Source organism: Magnetococcales bacterium (genome assembly GCA_015231925.1).
Classification (GTDB): domain Bacteria; phylum Pseudomonadota; class Magnetococcia; order Magnetococcales; family JADGAQ01; genus JADGAQ01.
In genome coordinates this window covers 1-17465 of record JADGAQ010000003.1, presented here as the reverse complement: position 1 = coordinate 17465, position 17465 = coordinate 1, and the positions used below count along the sequence as shown (strand labels likewise).

The window sequence follows — 17465 nt, the reverse complement described above, 5'->3', positions numbered from 1 at the left end:
TTGCCAACCTCATGGGGTCCAGGGGGCACCCCTGGGACGTTTCCTTTCGCCGTTGACCTTGCCAACCTCATGGGGTCCAGGGGGCACCCCTGGGACGTTTCCTTTCGCCGTTGTCACGGTCATACCGCGCTGTGCAGAGGCCTGAATCGTGACAAGGACGCGGAATTTAAGCGCCGACGCGCTGCAAGAAGTCCCGTAGGGTCAGAATGTCGATACCGGGACAGGCCACCTGGGGATAGTGTTTGACATTCCCCGTGATGATGGCATCGGCTTGGGCCGTCACGGCGGCATCCAGGTAGATCCGGTCTTTCGGATCGGGAAGAGGAATGAAGGAGGGTGTTGGGGCGATGATGTGCCCGTAATGCATGAGCGCATAAAGGGTCGTGACGACTTTTTAGGGCTTGATGTCGCCTTGGAGCTTGGGCTTCTGACAAATCAAACAGATTTCCCTGAAAATGGCGTCTGAGTAGAAAACGACATGATTGCTTAACGCCTTCGATAATACACTTTTACACGCAGCACTCCCCAGTATTGCAGAAACAAATACGTTACAATCAATAATCACTTTCATACAGAAATATCTTTCTTTTGTTCTGATTAATCTTCCCGCATATCATGAATAACCTTTTCCATAATCGCCTCATCATCCAGCCCATAGTAATCAGAATCTGGAGAAAGAGGCTCGTTCAGCACATCGAGAAGCCGCTTCAAGTCCCGCTTTTTTTCTTCTGCAAGGATCTCTTCGCGGAGGTTTAACCTTTCAACAACATCAAGAGGATTCCGCATCATAAATTGCATCATCGTGACCTCCGATAACCTTCATGGCTGGTTTCGCCAGGCAACATCCTTCTCCAAACAGATTTCGCCATCAAGTGTATTCCACCTCCGTTGACCCCGTCAACAACCGCCTCCCCCCGTCGGACCGTTGGAGGTCTCTTCCGGAACCGTTTGGTGCATGACGGTGATGGCGGCTTCCAGATCTTCTTCCTCCGAAAGCCCGTACAGCTCTTCTTCCGGGACAGGCTCGGACATGAGATCGAGGAACTGTTCCAAAACCGATTCCAGATTGCTTTCGTCCATTGGTGGGATTATCAGGGTTTCCTGCATCGCTCGTCTCCCCAGCCGGAGAACTACTCCCTGTCTAAGACTATTCCTTTTCAGGGGCATTTTTCAACAAAAATGCACAGCCCGCATACATCCTTTCCCTTTCAATAGTTAACCTTCCAAGTAGCCATAAAGGAAATGTTCCATGCTTTGACTTTTCTGTATTTATGGGACTTTCCAAGAACATCTCGGAAAATATTTTATAATTTATTTAACTATATTTTGCACAACCCACAAAACACTTACATAAACACATCAAAAAACAGAAAATTTGCTACTGCCTAATAGATCTAACATTGAAAGTCGACGTGTTTTGAATCCCCGGGCAGGAGGTTGCGTGCTTTTCGCAACCCCACCTCGGATAGATTACATCGAACCGACTAATGAGAAAAACAGAAGCATAAGACCCATCCCAAGCAGCAACACCCCCAGAATCTTCGAAGCAACGATCAGACCGGATGACGCTGCCTTCACCCGATGGCTTTCCAACTCCCCGCTGACGACAAGACGTTCATAGTGGGCCGGGTGGTCACGCTGCATCTCTTCCAGGGTTTGTCGACCGGTAAACATGACAATATCGGGCGGGGGAAACTTGTTGGGACGGAAATGATTGTTGAAAAAGTGGATGGTGAACAGATATACCGCCGCCAAAAAGGCCTCCTCCCCATGTATCAACAAGGCAACATTGAAGACCCAGCCATCGAAATACTCACCGGCAATATGGGGAAAAGCTAAAATCGCGCCGCTGCCGCCGATAAGCGCCATACCCCAGAATACCGCCCAATAGTCGAACTTTTCAAAATAGCTCCAGCGATCGAACCTCGGCTTTTCCCCCCGCCCCACAAACCAGTAAAACATCTCCCGACAATCGAGAAAGTCCTTTTTGTTCGGCAACAAGGAGTCCGGCCCAAACCAGGAGAAGGTTTTGTCCCGCCACAAACGCAGCAGAAGATACAGACCATGCACCAGAAATATCCCGACCATGAACACCGCCGCCACACGATGCATCTGCCCCAATACCTCCACCCCACCCATGAAACGGGCCACCACCGGCGACAGCTCCGACTGGGCATTGCGCAGCGTCATCCCCGTGAACAACAACACCATCACCACCAGCCCGAATAACAGATGCGCAACCCGCCACGGCGCGGTAAACCGCTGAATGGTGCAAGTACCGTTTCCCATGGCTGCCCGGCCCGGCTGGTTCTTGCGCTCCACCCGTTCCCGATAAAACCACAGCACCGAGTGCGTACCGAAAAAGAGCACCACGAACCACAGCAAGCCGCTCATGAAACGGGAAGCGATCCACAACCCAGGATATCGCTCAAAATCCTGGGTGGTGGCATGGGGCGTAAAGCTGGCAAAACCACGGGTGGCCAGGGGCCTCTTTGTGCCGTCATGGCATTTTTGGCAGGTTTTCAATCGATTGGCGGGATGAACCGGAGATTTGGCATCGGATACCGACAGGATGGCATGGCTGTCGTGACAATCAAAACACTTGGCCGTCGTGGTGTAACCAAGCGTGGCAATCTGCCCGTGATAAAAGCGCCGATAGGAGTTCAGGTTGTTCGGATGGCAGCCGCCGCAGCTAGCGGGACTTTGCAGCTTGAAGGCCGCCCCATGGGCGCCGCTTATCTCATGGGTCGTATGGCAATCTACACAGACCGCTGTTTTCAGGTTGTTTTCCGTATTGAGTCGAGCGGCGTGGACCGATTTCTCATAGCTCTCCAGTTGATCTTCATGACACTTGCCGCACAATTTCGGGGTGGTCAACCGCCAGTTGGCATAGGCCTGACTTTGCTTGTCAGCCGGAACATTCAAAAAATGGCTGTCGTGACATTCGTGACAGGTGGCATTGGGGATTTCGGGAAAGTCCGGATTGGGGCGGGCGTGAAACGAGCGGCGATAGCTCTCGATATTGCGCAGCACCCTCTTCAAAGCCGGAGTGGTTTCGCTCTGCGGGGCCGCTTTGGCCCGATTGTCATGGCAGGTGGCACAGTCGATTTTCTCAGGGGTACCGTCCTGATGCGGAGGGGTCAGGCTCGTCAGGTGCCGATGGCATTCACCGCACGGTTGACGGGCATGGACGCCCTGAGAATAGGCCTCCCGTGGAATGGCGACCAACGGACGTCTCCCCCCCGTTGAAAAGGGGGAGGTATCGGGCACCTCGATCACCCTGCTTCCATCGTGACACTCCAGGCAGGCCTGGCTGTCGGCGGAGACCGGCGGTGCCGCCGCATTCACCGCCAGGGGCTGAAGGGCCATCCAAAATAGTGCAATCAGTGCAACACAAAATAATTGTTTATGGGCTTTCTGGCCTTCGCCACACCCCAATCGCGCATTCATTGTCCGTCAGATCCCCTGTCGGCACACTCGTCGACTTTATCCGTCTGCTGTTAATGGGATGGATAACCGAACAGCCCAAAAGCGGAATATTTCCTCAATGGTGACCATTCTGTCCCCTGCACGGCATGCTCGTGTCAACGGCGAAAGGAATAGTCCCAGGGCGCTGCCCTGGACCCGTCGGGGGGGGATACTCCCCCCCGTATACCTGAACAGATACCCGCGATGAAGAGTCACCCGAAGCCCCATCCCGTGTGGAGAGAGGCCGTCGCGTCCGGCAAGTCGGCTTGGACATCACATCCCGTTGAAGTACGTCGTGTAACGGATTCCTATGAAATCAGCGGTCTGGCTATCCTGGGTGGTGATTTTGGTGCTGTCGGTGGTCGTTCCGAAGATATACGGGGTGCCATCGCTGAATTTCCAGGTCCAGTCGTTGGTACGCCACTGTTCATGAATATAGTCGAAACGAAGCAGGCCGGGCCCCAAGCCCTTGTATTCGGCAAACAGGTTGAACCGGGACATGGGGGTGACGATTTCCGGCAACGGCGTAACCTCGACGGGATAGGCCAGGCCCGTGAACGTCGCATCGCGGGTGACCGTATCCTCATAGCTCGATTTGGCCCGGGTGAACTGAAAGCTGCCGCCCAATTTGAGCTTGTCGTCCCACTGATGCCGGGCTCCCAAACCCAGGGCGCTGCCGACATCTTCGAGAAAGGAACTCTTGTCCACTTCGTGGGCATTGCTCGCACTCCAACGTCCCGAGCCCTGCCAGGTCCGGTTGATATCGTAGGAGTACCAGGCCGTGAGCAACCACTTGTCGGTTGGGGCGTAATCCAGATCCAGGGAGTAGAGCTGGGCACTGCCTTTCTGCTGACCGAACGGCGATTGATCGGGATAACGCTCCAGAGCGTTTTCCGCCAGCAACTGCAGCCCCAAGCGATCCACGGGCCGCCAATCCATGGCCAGGCGCAGTTTATCCCGGTCCCGGTCGGCAATGAAAAACGGACTGATCTTGCCTTGGGCCGTACCCATGATTTTTTTGGAATCGGTCAGTTGCGAGCCCGTGCGATTGGCGTGTTCAATACCCAGTGAACCGTTGATCGTTTCGGACAGATTGCGGCGCAACTGCAACTTGTAAGTGGTCTCGTCCAAATCGGAACGCCAGGGAACATAGCGTTCATCATCGAATCCGTCACTATTCAGATCACTCCCGAATGGAATGTGCCGCTTTTGCATCTTTTGTTCAACGCTGCCCATCAGAGAGGTTTGAAAAGGCAGCCGGTAGGTGCCTTCGATCAGGCCCGTGGTGGTACTCAGAGAGGTCTCCGTGGTGTGAACCTGGGTGGTGGGGGTCTGCACCGTCATCCAGATGGGAGTTTTATCGGCCTCGGAAAAATAGCGGAGCTTGGTATGGACACTCAACTCCGGCAAGGGCTTCGTGGTCAACCCCAGATGCAACAGGGTGGTATCCAGACGACCGTAGGTCTTGTCCGGAGCGGAAGCGTTGGATAACCCGGCGATGCCCTTTGTCGGCAGGTATTCGTTCTGCATGGCGCGCGTATAGGCAACCTTGAAGGTGCCACGGGTATCCGGGGTGAAATGATAGCCCCCGTCCAGAAAGACTTTGTGCGCTTCGTTGCTCAACGGCAGGGTCAGGTAGGTGTGGTTGGCCAGGGTGGAGGGATTGTCCCCTTTGAGCAGGGTATCCACCATATTGTTTTCGTTACGAAACCAACTGCCGTTGTAACCTCCCGAAAGTTGCAGATCCCGGCCCATGTAACCCACCGTCGGTTCCAACTGACGCATGGTCCAGTCAACGGGTTCCAGCACGAATTCGTTGGCGCTGCCACGTCCCCACTGCCGGGTTCCTTCCTTGGTTTCGTTGCGAAAGTTCAGGTTGAACTTGACCTTCCGGTTCCAGGTGCGAAAGGTATTCACGGCAAAGCGGTCCCGTGAGGTATCGATCGGTTGAATGGAGCCGGTACCCGCCGTGGCGGCTTTGGGGATAATCTGTTGCGGGGTTCCAAGGCCAACGGTCGACGAATTGACCGAATACGGCGCCTTGAACGGGGTTTCGGCGTAATCCAGGGTCAGCCCCCAAAGGCCTTGTTTTTCAAAGACGACCGTCGCCTCCCGGTTATTGTCCAACCCCAGGTTGCGAGCCGAATACTGGCTCCAGAGGCCGGTGGCCTCATCGCGTTGGCGAATGTTGGCGTCCAGCAACAGGGATCCGCGGGTATGATCCTGCTTGTCGAACTGACCCAGTTGCTGCCGGTCGCCATGCAGATAGCCAAGCCCGTAAGTGACCGAACTGTCCGGTGTGGTGAAGGGCGCCGCCGTTGGGCTCATATTCCACGGATTGGCCGGTTTCTCCGTCGGCTCCTCCCCGGCCCACACCGCAGCGGAGGCGCTGCACACCACCGCCGCACAGGCACCCCATGTCAGAACCTTGTTGATTTTGCGCATGCGCTCTTCTCCGGGTAGCTCATCAACGACGGAAGCGTCCAGCACTGGTGGCACTCTCGGTGCTGTTGCCGCCATGAATGTTGGTGTGGCATTTCAAACAGCCTCGGGCCACCGATCCCAGTATCGCCGCATTGGTGCTGGGTCCATTGGGCAAGCCGGCCACTTGCCCGCGGTGGGAGTTGTCACTGTGGCAATTCTGGCACAAATAGGGGGGGCGATAGGTGAGCAGCCCGGACACAACCGTGCCGTGGGGGTTGTGACAGAGGAGACAGTTCTCCGCCACCGGGGGATGACTGTGCAGGAAAGGCCCTCGTTTCTCCATGTGGCACTGGTAACAGGTTTCATTGACGCTGTCCCCTTTCAGGGATTTATGACCTGCGGAACCGTGGGGGTTGTGGCAGTTGGAGCAGGTCATTTTGCCTTCGGGAACAGGGTGATGGCTGGGACGGTTGAACAGGGAACGCTGGTTTTTGTGGCAGCCGAAGCAGACATTGGGCTGGCTGCGTTTGTCCAACACCCGGTCGTGACCGGTATGAATCTCGTGGCAACCGGAGCAGGCCACCTCCTGGCTGGAGTGGGCGCTGCCGGACCAGTACAGGAGTTTTTCCCCCTGATGGCAGGAGAGACAGGCTTTATTGATGGTTGCGGCTGGCGTATCGGTGGTTTTGAAGCTGCCGAAATCCTCGTCGATACGGGCATCGAGACGGATCGCGGGGGAACGCCGCCCGTAGGTGATGTCCGGTTTGGGCCGTTTATCCTGCCCGGCAACTTTTTTCTTCAGATGAGCCTGGCTGGGTCCGTGGCAACTGGTACAGGTTGGGGTGCGGCTGTCGGCCAAGGTGCCGTGTTTGGTTTTTCCGATGGCCAGCACCGAGGTGGAATCCTCCTCATCGTGACAAATGGTGCATTCGGCGTCCCCCCGCATCACGGCATTCTGGGGCGGGGCCTTCTCCTCTTCCGCCGAAGCCTGGACGTTTGCCAGCAACGGAACGAGTCCAAGGCACACCATGAGCAAGTAGCGCAGCATATCCACGTTTCCTTTTCGATCGCACGAGAACGGGGTAATCGACAAACACGGTTTCATGGGGGCGCTGCAAGGTCACCTCGACCGGAGGAACACCGCCTTTTAATATTTTATCTTTTAAGTAGCAAAAAAAGGAAATGTTCTGTCTGTTGACTTGGCTTTGGACTTTCACGGAAACATAGCAACAGCATTGCAATTCCCTCTGGCGATCAATGAAACGTCAAAGAATGGAACATTTTCTTTTATTGCTACTTAAAGGATGACATATTGGCAAGTCAACAATATATCCCCGGACATCGGTCTCGGGAAGCGCCAACTCAAGACACATCAGACTGACGCCGTTAAAGCGACAGTATCCAGCGAATGAACTCTTTGAGGTGTTCCGGATTGTCGAAGTCGGTTTTTTTGTGGTCTTCCTCACTCCCATCCGACAGTTTGACTTTGGGGTTGGAGGTCAAGTGTTTGAACAGTTTCTCTTCAGCCTTGGGGTCGCCTCGATACTTTTGGGCGACCTTGGTATAGGCCGGCCCGTTTTTCGATTTTTGTACGGAGTGGCACTTGGTGCAATCATTGCGTTTCAACACTTCGAGGGCTGTTGCGGCATCCAGCTCCGCATGGGCGGATATGGCGAACAACCCCATCGCCAGCACCGTGACCACCCCGAACGGACCGCGATACCTCGCCGACACGGGGCGACCGGGTTTTGTATGGATGGTCGTCATGCGGAGGAATCCTGGGGTGAATAGAGGCGAACCTGATTTCGTCCCGACTTCTTGGCGTGATACAAGGACTCGTCCGCCGCCTTGAACATTTCCAACGGTCCTTTGGCGTGGGGCAGATGCAGCGGGTAGGAAACCGCGCCAATACTGATGGTCACTTTGAGCCCGTCGATCACCAGGGCTTCCACCTTCTCGCGGAAACGTTCCGCCACAATCTGCAGACCCGGAACCGCCGTGTTGGGCGCGATGATACAAAATTCCTCACCTCCGTAACGACAGCAATAGTCGATATCGCGGAAAGAGCTTTTCATGGTGTTGGCAATGCCCTGCAAAACCCGGTCACCCTGATCATGGCCATAGGTGTCATTGAATTTCTTGAAATGATCGACATCAAACAGCAACAAGCCGAAAGGCACGCCATAACGCTGTGAACGCTGGAACTCCGCGAGCATCAGTTCATCGAAACGACGCCGGTTGATCAAACCGGTCAACCCATCCGTATTGGAGAGATCCCGCAACTGGCGCTCCAGATTCTTCTCGGCGGTCACGTCCCGGATCAGGGCGGCGGAACCGACGATCTCACCCGTTTTGTCTTTGATGGAAGCGGCGAAGAAGTTGAAAATCTTGTTGTTGTAAACAATCGTATCCGGCATATCATAGCCGGAATTCAGGATGAACTGATTGACATAGTCCGGATCGTCAATCAAATTCAGGAAACCCTCCGCAACGATCTGCTCCTCGCTTTTCCCCAGCAGTCGCACGGCGGAGGGATTGACCAGAACCACCCGGCCATCCCGATTGGTGCCCACGATCCCTTCCCGGGCACTGAGCAGGATGGTCATCAGTTTTTCCTGTTCGTTCTGCAGGCCATCGTGCGCTACTTGCAGTTGAGAGGCCATCTGATTGAAAATGACCGCCATTTGCGACAACTCGTCCTTCCCGATGACGGGCACTTGCGAGGTCATGTTGCCCTCCGCCACATGCAACATGGCCTTGGTCACCTTGGAAATGGGGTGTACCAGGCTGTTGACCAGCAGAAAGGCGATGGTGATCATCAGAATGATCAGGACGAAGGCCATGATGAGGGCCAGTTCCGTGCGCTTTTTCGAAAAGGCCCGCGTCTGCTCGGAGGCGCTGCTCATATCCTTTCTGACCTGGTTGAAATGGTACTCGACCAGAAATTCAATGGCCTGGTTGGTCTCCTCCATCTTGTCCAGATCCTCTTCCGAGTGGACTGCGTGCCTCTCCCAGGCGGCGACGGTGGAGACGAATGCGGCCCGATAGTCCTGGGCATGCTTGAGGATCCCATCGGGAACTTTCAGTTCGCGACCGTGACCGGATCTTTTCTCGATGTCGGCGAGCTTTTGGAGGACTTCCAGAAACTCATTGAAGGAGCGCAGATGGTCTTCCGCAAGCTCGTTGCCGGGAGTCAGGCGGAAGTTATACTCCACATTGCGGACCATGGTGAGTTTGTGCAGCAGTTCGCTGCCTATTTTATATCGAGAAAAGTCTTCGTCTATTAAATGCTCGTAATCTTCGACAACCTGATTCATACTGAAGTGGTAGACAGTGACGATTCCGATAAAGAAACAGGCGATGACCACAAATCCGAGTGTGAATTTCTGCCAGATCAGCAGGCGATTGAACAGATTCATTACGGTTCCCGTGCTTGCCGGACCTTCATACCCTCTTCAGGGGAAGTCCGGTTAAGGCGTGTTGACATTCACCATCTTTCGGCCCCTGGCGGCGTTGCAATCCGGTGCGGCAGGCTCATACAGAGGACTACACTCCGCTTCCTCACCGTTTTGCGTCTTGCCGGCAACCAAAATCCGGCAAACGGCAACACGCCCTGAGGCCTCCGGCCTGATTTGCAACCAAATGGTCTCCCAGACCATTTGTCGATGGACTCGGATTCCGAACGCACCCGCTTCGGAAGGTGTTGTTCAGCGGTCGAGTGCCCGGAGACGTCGCACGGTCGGCGAATCAGCCGAGTTTTCACAGGAGATACCAACAAACGAGTGAATAAGCCGCATTCACAGGTCAGCGGAATGTACAACCAATTATGCCAGATTTCAACCGAATTCCAAGGGCGACGTCTCCTCCGCCATCCGGGCAAGTCTCTCACTCCGGTCAGGCTTTTTTCCACTTCCCACTGGAATGGTGGAACTCCATATGCCATCATGACATCACACTGCACCGCTTTCCTGAAAGGCTCTGGACAGCCTGTTCCAACTCCCTGATTTATCAATTACAAGCAGAACTTGTTATACTTTTAAATAGTGGAATCGGAACCCTTTCAGCCTCCTCGTGGGAAGAGTGGCGTTCCCTTCCTCGCTGGTTACAGGATATGCCCATGAAGCCGACCTGCATCGTCCACGGCAACTGTCACGCCATCCACATCTACGATATGTTGAGGAAGTTCAAGGGGCTGACCCAGGAGTACACCCTGTGCGCCTTCCGTCGGGGGGAGAACACCTTTCACTGTGCGGAGCCCCTCTCCGATGCGGAGGCACTGGCCAATTGCGCCATCTTTCTGCGTCAGAAGTCCTTCTGGGACGACCCCTTTCCCCATGAGGAGCAGTTGCCGGCCTCTTGTCGGGTGATCGCCTATCCCATGCTCTCGGGGGAGCTGTTGTGGCCCTTTTTCATGGGGCATCCCCTGCCCCTGCCCTACGGGGTGGAGAGCAACCGCCGCCGCTTTCATTGCGACCGGCTGCTGCACCGGCTGCAAAAACAGCACCCCTCGCCCCGCGAGGCTTTGCAAGCCTACCTGACCACCGACATCCACACCCTGGTCGATCTGGATCGCAGCTGCGAGGCCTATTTCGACAAGATCCGCACCCTGGATCGGGAGTGCGACGTGGCCGTGGCGGATCTCATCGAAGCGCGTTTCCGCCATCGGCACCTCTTTTTCGACACCTCCCATCCCACCGAGCATTTTCTTTTCGAAATCGCCTGCCTCGCCCTGCAGGCGGCGGGTCTTTCCTTCGCCTTTCGCAGCGACGATCCCCCGACCACGGATCTGAGCATCACCGTGCCCATCCATCCCCAGGTGATCGACCACTACGGACTGACCTTTGTAAACCACAGCGCCCGTTACGGCTTTCACCGCCCGGAGCCCTTCACCACCAACCTCTTCGCCAACGGCCACGAAACCAAGGATGGGGATTTCACCTTCATCGGCAGCCTGCGGCGTCATCTGGGACTGCCCGACATCACCCGGTTCGAGGGCGAGGGGAATCTTCAGGACCACCTGGCGGCGCTGCAGGCGCAACGGGACTTTGCCGACTCCCTGCAGGCGCTGCCCGCCTTTCAAGGCTGTCTCGACACCTTTCGCGCCGAGGTGTTGACCGCTCTGGCGGACAGCCACTTCGCCGCCGGGGAGAAGGAACTGGCCGCCGCGCACCATACCGCCGCCCTGGCCGCCGATGCGGGATTTTACCCCCTGTTGCTCTCCCGCCTGCATTTCCACCAACAAACGGGACACCCCGAACAGGCCATGGAGGCGCTTTTCGCCTTTGCCGACAGCCCCGGTTTTTGCACACTCTCCCTTCAGGAGTGGCTTTTTCTGGCCCGCGTCGCCGCCAACCTGTACGATGCTCTCATGCGTGACCTCCTGGCCGGCAACAAGCTGCAACAGGCCAAGGCGTGCCACGACGGCTTCAGCCGCCTCTTTCCCCGACTGGGGTTGGGGGCAACGAAGGAGAACCCGTCATGATCGATTTGGAGGCTTTGGGACCACGGGATCGGGAAAATCTCGTCATGGAGCTTCTTGCGGCCATGGGGTTTCGCAAGATTACCTGGGAGGAATACTTTCCGGGGATCGATCTGATCGCCGAGCTACCAAAGAAAGACCCGGACGGATTTGAATATCACGAATTATGGATTATTTGCTTTATTCAATTTTTCCATCCAATAATCCATCTGGACCATATCAATCGATTCATAAACAACGACACCATAGAAGCGGATAAATATCAAACCGTTTCTGTACTGCATATTTCAACACGCGACAAACCGGAACTTTCCGAACAATGGATGGCAAATTTCCGCAGCGTTATTGGCAATTATCCAAAACATATCGATTCCAAAAACCAAGTACGATTCCGTTATTGGGACAGGATGTACCTTCTATCCCTGATCGATCAATACCCGATGATTCGATCAAAATATTTTCTCGAAACCGGGAGACAGGAATCCCTGATCCGAAAAACCTACGAGGAGTTGTATAATGAAAACATCCAGTTACTGAATCGATTGACTCTCCTCACCCGCGACCGGGAAGCAAAGGAAAACCTCCGCACACAAGCTGAACGGGACTCCGTTTGGCAAGAACTCGGCGCAACAACGGCCCATAGGATCGGCAACCCACTCTTTTTTATCGATACAAGCCTGGAACTGCTGCAGGAATATATCAATCAAGAGAATGCCACCGAAGCACTGAAAGTCGTGGATCGCATCCGCACCTCTGTGGAGAGAATCAAAATATTGTTGAAGCAATTCAAATCCCTGGCAATAGCCACGGAAATTCATCCGGAACCCTTACCACTTTTACCCTTGCTGCGCCAAGTTGTGAATATTTTTCCGGGAATACCCTTGCCGATAGTCTGTCCCGAAAATCTGACGGTATATGCCGACCCTGAAAAACTCGCTGAATGCCTCGACGAACTGCTGGTCAATGCCTCGTACTGGCTCGACAAAGAGGAAAAACACCTCACTATCGAAGTCTGCCCCGCTAAGGAGATACCCGATTCCCTCGACGGCTCGAAAGGATATATCCTGATAACCGTCCAGGATAACGGACCCGGAGTCCCCCACGAACTGAAAGAGCGTATCTTCGATTCCGGCTTCAGCCGCAATCCCCATGGCAGCGGGCTGGGGTTGGCTCTGGTGCGCCGCATCCTGGAGGCTCATGCAGGACACATCCGGGAAACCGGCATTCCCGGTGAGGGAGCCCGCTTCGAACTGTTTTTGCCCATGGCCACCCGCACCGCCAAGGAGGTTTGAGAAAGCCATGCCAAGCAGGCCCCTGATCTTGATTTTAGATGATAATACGGATAATTTGTCCATCATGAGGGAAACCCTGAACAGCAAAAATCCCTCCTGGGAGATCCTCACCGCCCAAGGCGAAGCCGAGGGTCTGCAATGTCTTCAAGACCAGTTGCAAAAGGGCCAGCCCGTCGATGTGGTCATCACCGATCTGGTCATGGAACACGAAACCAGCGGCATGAGCGTGCTGCAGCGCTCCCGGCAGCTCGATCCCCAGGTCATGACCATTCTGTTCACGGCACGCGAACAGAGCCTGGACCGCTACCGCGCCTTCGAACTCGGCGCTTTCGACGTGGTGGAAAAGACCATTCGCGGCCAATCCGCCATCCGGGAGATCAACGTAAAGACCCGCGCCGCCCTTGGTTACAAGGCGTGGTCGCAACACATCGCCTATCTGCGACGCTATTTCGACCCCCGGCTCTTCGAAACCATCGAACGCGACCCCTCCCTCCTGAAAGATGATCGCAAGGTGGTCACCATCTGCTTTTGGGACATACGGGGCTTTTCGCGGCTCTGTGAGTCCCTGAAGGCCCATCCGCGCCTGATCTCGGCTTTTTTGAGGGAATACAGCGAACTGGGGGCCAAAACCATCTTCGCTCACGACGGGCTGCTCGACAAGTTCATCGGAGACGGCATCATGGCCCTCTTCGGCGTACTCAACCACAAGGACGACGAAGGCCGCAGCGATGCCAAATCCGCCGTGCAGGCCGCACGGCAACTGCGGGAGGCCTTCGAAAAACTGCTGCCCATCTGGATGGAACGGTGGAGCCTCTACACCGCCGACCGGATCGACATCGGCCTGGGCTGCGGCATCCATACCGGGGAGGTCATCGTGGGCAACGTGGGCACCACCTTCCGCGACCAGTTCACCGCGCTGGGACCGCCCGTCAACTTTGCCAGCCGCATCGAGGCCCGCGCCCGCTCCGGGCAGATTCTGCTCTCCCAATCCACGTTGGCACGGGTGCAGGAGACGATCGCCTGCCAACCCGCCGGAGAGATCTCCGACATCAAAAACATTCCCGGCACCTTTCCCCTTTATGAGGTTCTCTGATGCCCAACACCCCCTCCGACATTCTGCCCGTGGTCCGCGACATTCTGGAGCGCACCTTTTTCGTGGCCAATCCGGCGGATATCACCCTGGAAACCGTGGCCTCCGACGTGGACGGCTGGGACTCCCTGACCCACACCCAGGTGATTCTCGCCGTGGAACGGGCCTTCAACGTGCGATTTTCCGCACGGGAGGTCACCGCCCTGGCCAATGTCGGTGATCTGGTGGCCCTTATCGCCGCCAAGACCGCGCCATGAAACCCGCCTTGATCCTCTTCGGCAACTGTCACGCCGTCACCCTGTTTCACGTCTTCCGGGAGCGGCACGAAGAGCTGCGCGACACCTTCACCCTGGGGCTTTTTCGACGCGGCAGCAACGACTTCTTCGCCAGCGACGACGTTTCCCCCGAGGAGGCCCTCTCCCGCTGTGTCCTCTTTCTGCGGCAAAAGACCTTCTGGGACGATCCCTTCCCCTTCGACGAGGCCATTCCCGCCTCCTGTCGCATCGTTCGCTATCCCATGCTCTCCTGCGAACTGCTGTGGCCGAGCTACATGGATCCCCCCAAACCCCTGCCCTTCAACATCGACAGCAACCGCCGCCGCAGCCACGGGGACCGGCTGCTCCATTCCCTGCTGCGCCGCAACCTCCCCCCCCGCCAAACCCTGGCCGATTACCTCGCCACCGATCTGCACCAGTGGGTCGACCTGGACCGGGCCCGCGAACTCTACTTCGAGAAGCTGCGCCACCTCGACCGGGAGGTCGATATCCCCGTGGCCGACTTCATCGAAGCGAACTTCCAGCACCGACAACTTTTCGTGGACTCCTTCCATCCCCACCACCTCCTGCTTCTCCACATGGCCTATCGCGCCCTGCAAGCCGGGGGCCTCGACATCGACTCCCATATCGATGAAGCGCCGATCATGGATCTGAGCGTCACCCACCCGATTCATCCCCAGGTCATCGACCATTTCGGTCTCACCTGGGTCAGTTCCAGCTCCCGCTACGGCTTTTTCAGCCCCAAACCCTACCTCACCAATCTGTACGACGACGGCTATCAGACCAAGGAGGCGGAACTGGGCTTCGTGGCCTTTCTGCGCAAACACCTCGGTCTGCCCGATGCGTTGGCCTACACCGGGGAGGGATCCGCCGCCAGCCACCTCGCCGCCCTGGAGGAGGAGCTGCGCGAGTGCCAAAACCTCACCCCCCACCCCGGTCTCTCCTCGGCGCTGGAGAACTGGCGGGCGCAGATTCTCACCGCGCTGGGCGATTCCCACCTCTTCCTGGGCAACCGCTCCCAGGCCATGAGCCGCTATCAGGAGGCGCTGCGGGCCGATCCCGGCTACTATCCCCTGACCAAATCCCTGCTGCACCTGTTGATGGGACTCGACCGCAAGGAGCAAGCCCTTCGGGTGATCACCACCTTCATGGACGGACCGGGGTTCATCAACCTCTCCATTCAGGAGTGGGTTGTGCTGGCCGAAACCGTCCTGGGGCTTTACAATCTCCTGATGCAGGAACTCCTCGACGCCGGCGACGCCACCGGCGCCCGTGCCTGCCGCCAGCGCTTCGAACGGCTCTTTCCCCGACTGGGACTGGCGGAGGGGTGAATTCTATGGGTTCGTTCCGGAAGAGTATCTACTATCCCGAGGATGATATTCTGGTGATTCGCTTCAGCGACAATCGGATTGTGAAGGACTCCTCGCAATCCTGGAATATCCATATCGGTTACGGTGAAAACAACGGGATGGTGGAGTTGGTCATCCTTGAAGCCAGGGAGCAAGGCCTCTATCCGGTAGTGACCGAATCCCAGGTTGCCTGAACCCTTTACTGCTTGCCATCAGGATGCCCCGACGATGAACCCGGCTATCCCGGATACCCTGACCACGCTTCTGGAACGGCACGCCCGGGAACGAGGCGAACAGCTCTTCTGCCAACTGTTTCTGGAAGAGGGCGCTCCCCGGCTGACCTATGCCGAACTGTTGCGCCAAAGCCGACGTTACGCCCATTTCTACCGTGGTCACGGCGCCGAGGACGGCGAGGTGATCCCCCTGTTCCTGCCCCACGGAGTCGATCTCTTTCCAGCTTTTCTGGGCGCCATGCTGGCCGGGTGCATCCCCTCCTTCATGCCGCCCCTGTCGGCCAAACAGGAGCCGCAACTCTACTGGCAGGCCCACCGGGAGCTGCTGAAACGCATTCGGGCCCGACTGATCCTGGTTTCTCCGGAGATGGCCAATCCCGGCGACAATCTCGACTTCCGCCACGGCACCGTCCTCACCCCCGATCCGGGTGACGACGAAAGCCCCATCAACCGCGCCACGGACCCTGAGGCCATCGCCCTGCTGCAACACTCCTCCGGCACCACCGGTCTGAAAAAAGGGGTGGCCCTGTCGCATCGCGCCATTTTGCGGCAGATCGACTGTTACGCAGCCGCCCTCGACCTGCAGCCGACGGATCGCATCGCCACCTGGTTGCCGCTCTATCACGACATGGGGCTGTTGGCCTGTTTTCTCACGCCGCTGGTGCGTGGTCTCTCCATCGTGGCCCTTGATCCCTTCGAGTGGGTGCTGCGACCGGAGCGCCTCTTCGAAGCGGTGGAGCGGTATCGCTGCAGCCACGTCTGGCTGCCGAACTTCGCCTATCACCACCTGTGCCGCACGGTCGAGCAACCACCACGCGACCTCTCCAGCCTCAAGGCGCTGATCAACTGTTCGGAGCCGTGCAAAGCGGAGACCTTCCGACTTTTCAGCGAGACTTTTCCCACGATTGCCGCCGAAAAACTGCAAATCTGTTACGCCATGGCCGAAACGGTCTTTGCCGCCACCCAGACCACGCCGGGCCAGGTGGTGACGCCCCTGGCGGCGGATCGCCGCGCCCTGCTGGAGGGGAACCGCTACCGTCCCGCCGCTGCCGATTCGACCATTCAGTGGATCATGCCGGTGGGGCGTCCCATCGAGGGCATCGCCGTGCGGGTGGTCAACGAGGGGGTCGACGCCGCCGAAGGCGAGGTCGGCGAGGTGATTCTGGCGGGGGATTTCCTCTTTTCAAGCTACTTCGGGCTGCCCGAACTGACACGGGAGCGGCTGCAAAACGGCTGGTACCACTCCAACGATCTGGGCTTTCTGTGGCAAGGCGAGCTGTACATCACCGGACGCAAGGATGATCTGATCATCTGCCACGGCAAGAACATCTACGCCCACGACGTGGAGGAGGCGGTCAACCGCGTTCCGGGCGTCAAGCCGGGCCGGGCGGTGGCCTTCGCCCATTTCGACGCCGCCCAGGGCTCCCAGGAGATCGTGGTGGTGGCGGAAACGGAGATGGGCGATGCCGACCTGTTGAAAGGCATGCGCCGCGCCGTGGCGACGCTGTTGCAGTCGCTCTTTCAGGTGCGCGTCTCCCGCATCCGGCTGGTGGAACCGGGCTGGCTGGTCAAAACCACCAGCGGCAAGGTCAGCCGCAAGGAGAATCTGAAGAAGTGGTTGAGGGAGTTGGATTAAATCACGACACCTTGGGATGTTGAGCTTTTCAGGCATACGGGGGTCCGGGGGGGATTATCCCCCCCGGCGGGGTTCGGGGCGGAGCCCCGAGGTGTTGTCCGTTGCCGTGGCGGTCCGTTGCCGTTGTCTGTTGCGGTCCGCTGCCGCCAATGAAACCCCGAAAGCCGCCATCCCGCACCCAACGGATTTATCGCAGCGGACCGCGGGGGGGCAAGGGGG

Annotated in this window: 15 protein-coding genes; 7 read left to right on the top strand and 8 right to left on the bottom strand. The window is 57.1% G+C overall.

The genetic code is table 11. The annotated features are described in order from the left end of the window. Positions 1-166 precede the first annotated feature (166 nt). From HQL56_00740 to HQL56_00705, 8 genes are all read right to left on the bottom strand, one after another. Positions 167-367, bottom strand: a complete 201-nt coding sequence (locus HQL56_00740; GenBank protein ID MBF0308041.1) for a hypothetical protein — start codon at positions 365-367, stop codon at positions 167-169. A gap of 230 nt (positions 368-597) precedes the next feature. Next, on the bottom strand, positions 598-801 hold the full coding sequence (locus HQL56_00735) for a hypothetical protein (GenBank protein MBF0308040.1): 204 nt from the start codon (positions 799-801) through the stop codon (positions 598-600). 96 nt (positions 802-897) lie between these two features. Then, positions 898-1107 (bottom strand): hypothetical protein, encoded by a 210-nt coding sequence (locus tag HQL56_00730; GenBank protein ID MBF0308039.1) that lies wholly within the window; start codon positions 1105-1107, stop codon positions 898-900. 363 nt (positions 1108-1470) lie between these two features. Then, positions 1471-3369 (bottom strand): cytochrome C, encoded by a 1899-nt coding sequence (locus HQL56_00725; GenBank protein MBF0308038.1) that lies wholly within the window; start codon positions 3367-3369, stop codon positions 1471-1473. Between the two features lie 372 nt (positions 3370-3741). Continuing rightward, positions 3742-5913, bottom strand: a complete 2172-nt coding sequence (locus HQL56_00720) for an MtrB/PioB family decaheme-associated outer membrane protein (protein ID MBF0308037.1) — start codon at positions 5911-5913, stop codon at positions 3742-3744. A 22-nt stretch (positions 5914-5935) separates the two neighbouring features. After that, the gene (locus tag HQL56_00715) at positions 5936-6922 is read right to left on the bottom strand and encodes a DmsE family decaheme c-type cytochrome (protein ID MBF0308036.1); all 987 of its coding nucleotides are present in this window, start codon (positions 6920-6922) and stop codon (positions 5936-5938) included. Between the two features lie 356 nt (positions 6923-7278). Continuing rightward, positions 7279-7578: a cytochrome C gene (locus tag HQL56_00710; GenBank protein ID MBF0308035.1), complete on the bottom strand. Its 300-nt coding sequence runs from the start codon at positions 7576-7578 to the stop codon at positions 7279-7281. A gap of 77 nt (positions 7579-7655) precedes the next feature. Next, the gene (locus tag HQL56_00705; GenBank protein MBF0308034.1) at positions 7656-9311 is read right to left on the bottom strand and encodes a diguanylate cyclase; all 1656 of its coding nucleotides are present in this window, start codon (positions 9309-9311) and stop codon (positions 7656-7658) included. 698 nt (positions 9312-10009) lie between these two features. Between HQL56_00705 and HQL56_00700 the strand changes: the two genes are divergently transcribed. The 7 genes from HQL56_00700 (at position 10010) to HQL56_00670 (ending at position 17246) form a co-directional block, all read left to right on the top strand. Further along, positions 10010-11374, top strand: a complete 1365-nt coding sequence (locus HQL56_00700) for a hypothetical protein (protein ID MBF0308033.1) — start codon at positions 10010-10012, stop codon at positions 11372-11374. Beyond that, a complete protein-coding gene (locus HQL56_00695) occupies positions 11371-12663 on the top strand; it encodes a HAMP domain-containing histidine kinase (GenBank protein MBF0308032.1) in 1293 nt (430 codons plus the stop codon). Before HQL56_00700 ends, HQL56_00695 begins: the two co-directional genes overlap by 4 nt. Positions 12664-12727: 64 nt before the next feature. After that, the gene (locus HQL56_00690; GenBank protein MBF0308031.1) at positions 12728-13756 is read left to right on the top strand and encodes an adenylate/guanylate cyclase domain-containing response regulator; all 1029 of its coding nucleotides are present in this window, start codon (positions 12728-12730) and stop codon (positions 13754-13756) included. Continuing rightward, on the top strand, positions 13756-14010 hold the full coding sequence (locus tag HQL56_00685; protein ID MBF0308030.1) for an acyl carrier protein: 255 nt from the start codon (positions 13756-13758) through the stop codon (positions 14008-14010). The genes HQL56_00690 and HQL56_00685 overlap by 1 nt, the downstream gene beginning before the upstream one ends. After that, complete coding sequence (locus HQL56_00680) at positions 14007-15359, top strand: hypothetical protein (GenBank protein MBF0308029.1); 1353 nt, start codon at positions 14007-14009, stop codon at positions 15357-15359. Before HQL56_00685 ends, HQL56_00680 begins: the two co-directional genes overlap by 4 nt. A 5-nt stretch (positions 15360-15364) precedes the next feature. Then, on the top strand, positions 15365-15571 hold the full coding sequence (locus HQL56_00675; GenBank protein ID MBF0308028.1) for a DUF2283 domain-containing protein: 207 nt from the start codon (positions 15365-15367) through the stop codon (positions 15569-15571). Between the two features lie 34 nt (positions 15572-15605). Continuing rightward, the gene (locus HQL56_00670; GenBank protein ID MBF0308027.1) at positions 15606-17246 is read left to right on the top strand and encodes an AMP-binding protein; all 1641 of its coding nucleotides are present in this window, start codon (positions 15606-15608) and stop codon (positions 17244-17246) included. Positions 17247-17465: the final 219 nt, after the last annotated feature.

What these genes read in the sequence shown, in the direction of transcription:
- HQL56_00740 (MBF0308041.1), bottom strand. Translation starts at nt 367, where the DNA reads ATGCATTACGGGCACATCATCGCCCCAACACCCTCCTTCATTCCTCTT.
- HQL56_00735 (MBF0308040.1), bottom strand. Translation starts at nt 801, where the DNA reads ATGATGCAATTTATGATGCGGAATCCTCTTGATGTTGTTGAAAGGTTA.
- HQL56_00730 (MBF0308039.1), bottom strand. Translation starts at nt 1,107, where the DNA reads ATGCAGGAAACCCTGATAATCCCACCAATGGACGAAAGCAATCTGGAA.
- HQL56_00725 (MBF0308038.1), bottom strand. Translation starts at nt 3,369, where the DNA reads ATGGCCCTTCAGCCCCTGGCGGTGAATGCGGCGGCACCGCCGGTCTCC.
- HQL56_00720 (MBF0308037.1), bottom strand. Translation starts at nt 5,913, where the DNA reads ATGCGCAAAATCAACAAGGTTCTGACATGGGGTGCCTGTGCGGCGGTG.
- HQL56_00715 (MBF0308036.1), bottom strand. Translation starts at nt 6,922, where the DNA reads ATGGTGTGCCTTGGACTCGTTCCGTTGCTGGCAAACGTCCAGGCTTCG.
- HQL56_00710 (MBF0308035.1), bottom strand. Translation starts at nt 7,578, where the DNA reads ATGGGGTTGTTCGCCATATCCGCCCATGCGGAGCTGGATGCCGCAACA.
- HQL56_00705 (MBF0308034.1), bottom strand. Translation starts at nt 9,311, where the DNA reads ATGAATCTGTTCAATCGCCTGCTGATCTGGCAGAAATTCACACTCGGA.
- HQL56_00700 (MBF0308033.1), top strand. Translation starts at nt 10,010, where the DNA reads ATGAAGCCGACCTGCATCGTCCACGGCAACTGTCACGCCATCCACATC.
- HQL56_00695 (MBF0308032.1), top strand. Translation starts at nt 11,371, where the DNA reads ATGATCGATTTGGAGGCTTTGGGACCACGGGATCGGGAAAATCTCGTC.
- HQL56_00690 (MBF0308031.1), top strand. Translation starts at nt 12,728, where the DNA reads ATGAGGGAAACCCTGAACAGCAAAAATCCCTCCTGGGAGATCCTCACC.
- HQL56_00685 (MBF0308030.1), top strand. Translation starts at nt 13,756, where the DNA reads ATGCCCAACACCCCCTCCGACATTCTGCCCGTGGTCCGCGACATTCTG.
- HQL56_00680 (MBF0308029.1), top strand. Translation starts at nt 14,007, where the DNA reads ATGAAACCCGCCTTGATCCTCTTCGGCAACTGTCACGCCGTCACCCTG.
- HQL56_00675 (MBF0308028.1), top strand. Translation starts at nt 15,365, where the DNA reads ATGGGTTCGTTCCGGAAGAGTATCTACTATCCCGAGGATGATATTCTG.
- HQL56_00670 (MBF0308027.1), top strand. Translation starts at nt 15,606, where the DNA reads ATGAACCCGGCTATCCCGGATACCCTGACCACGCTTCTGGAACGGCAC.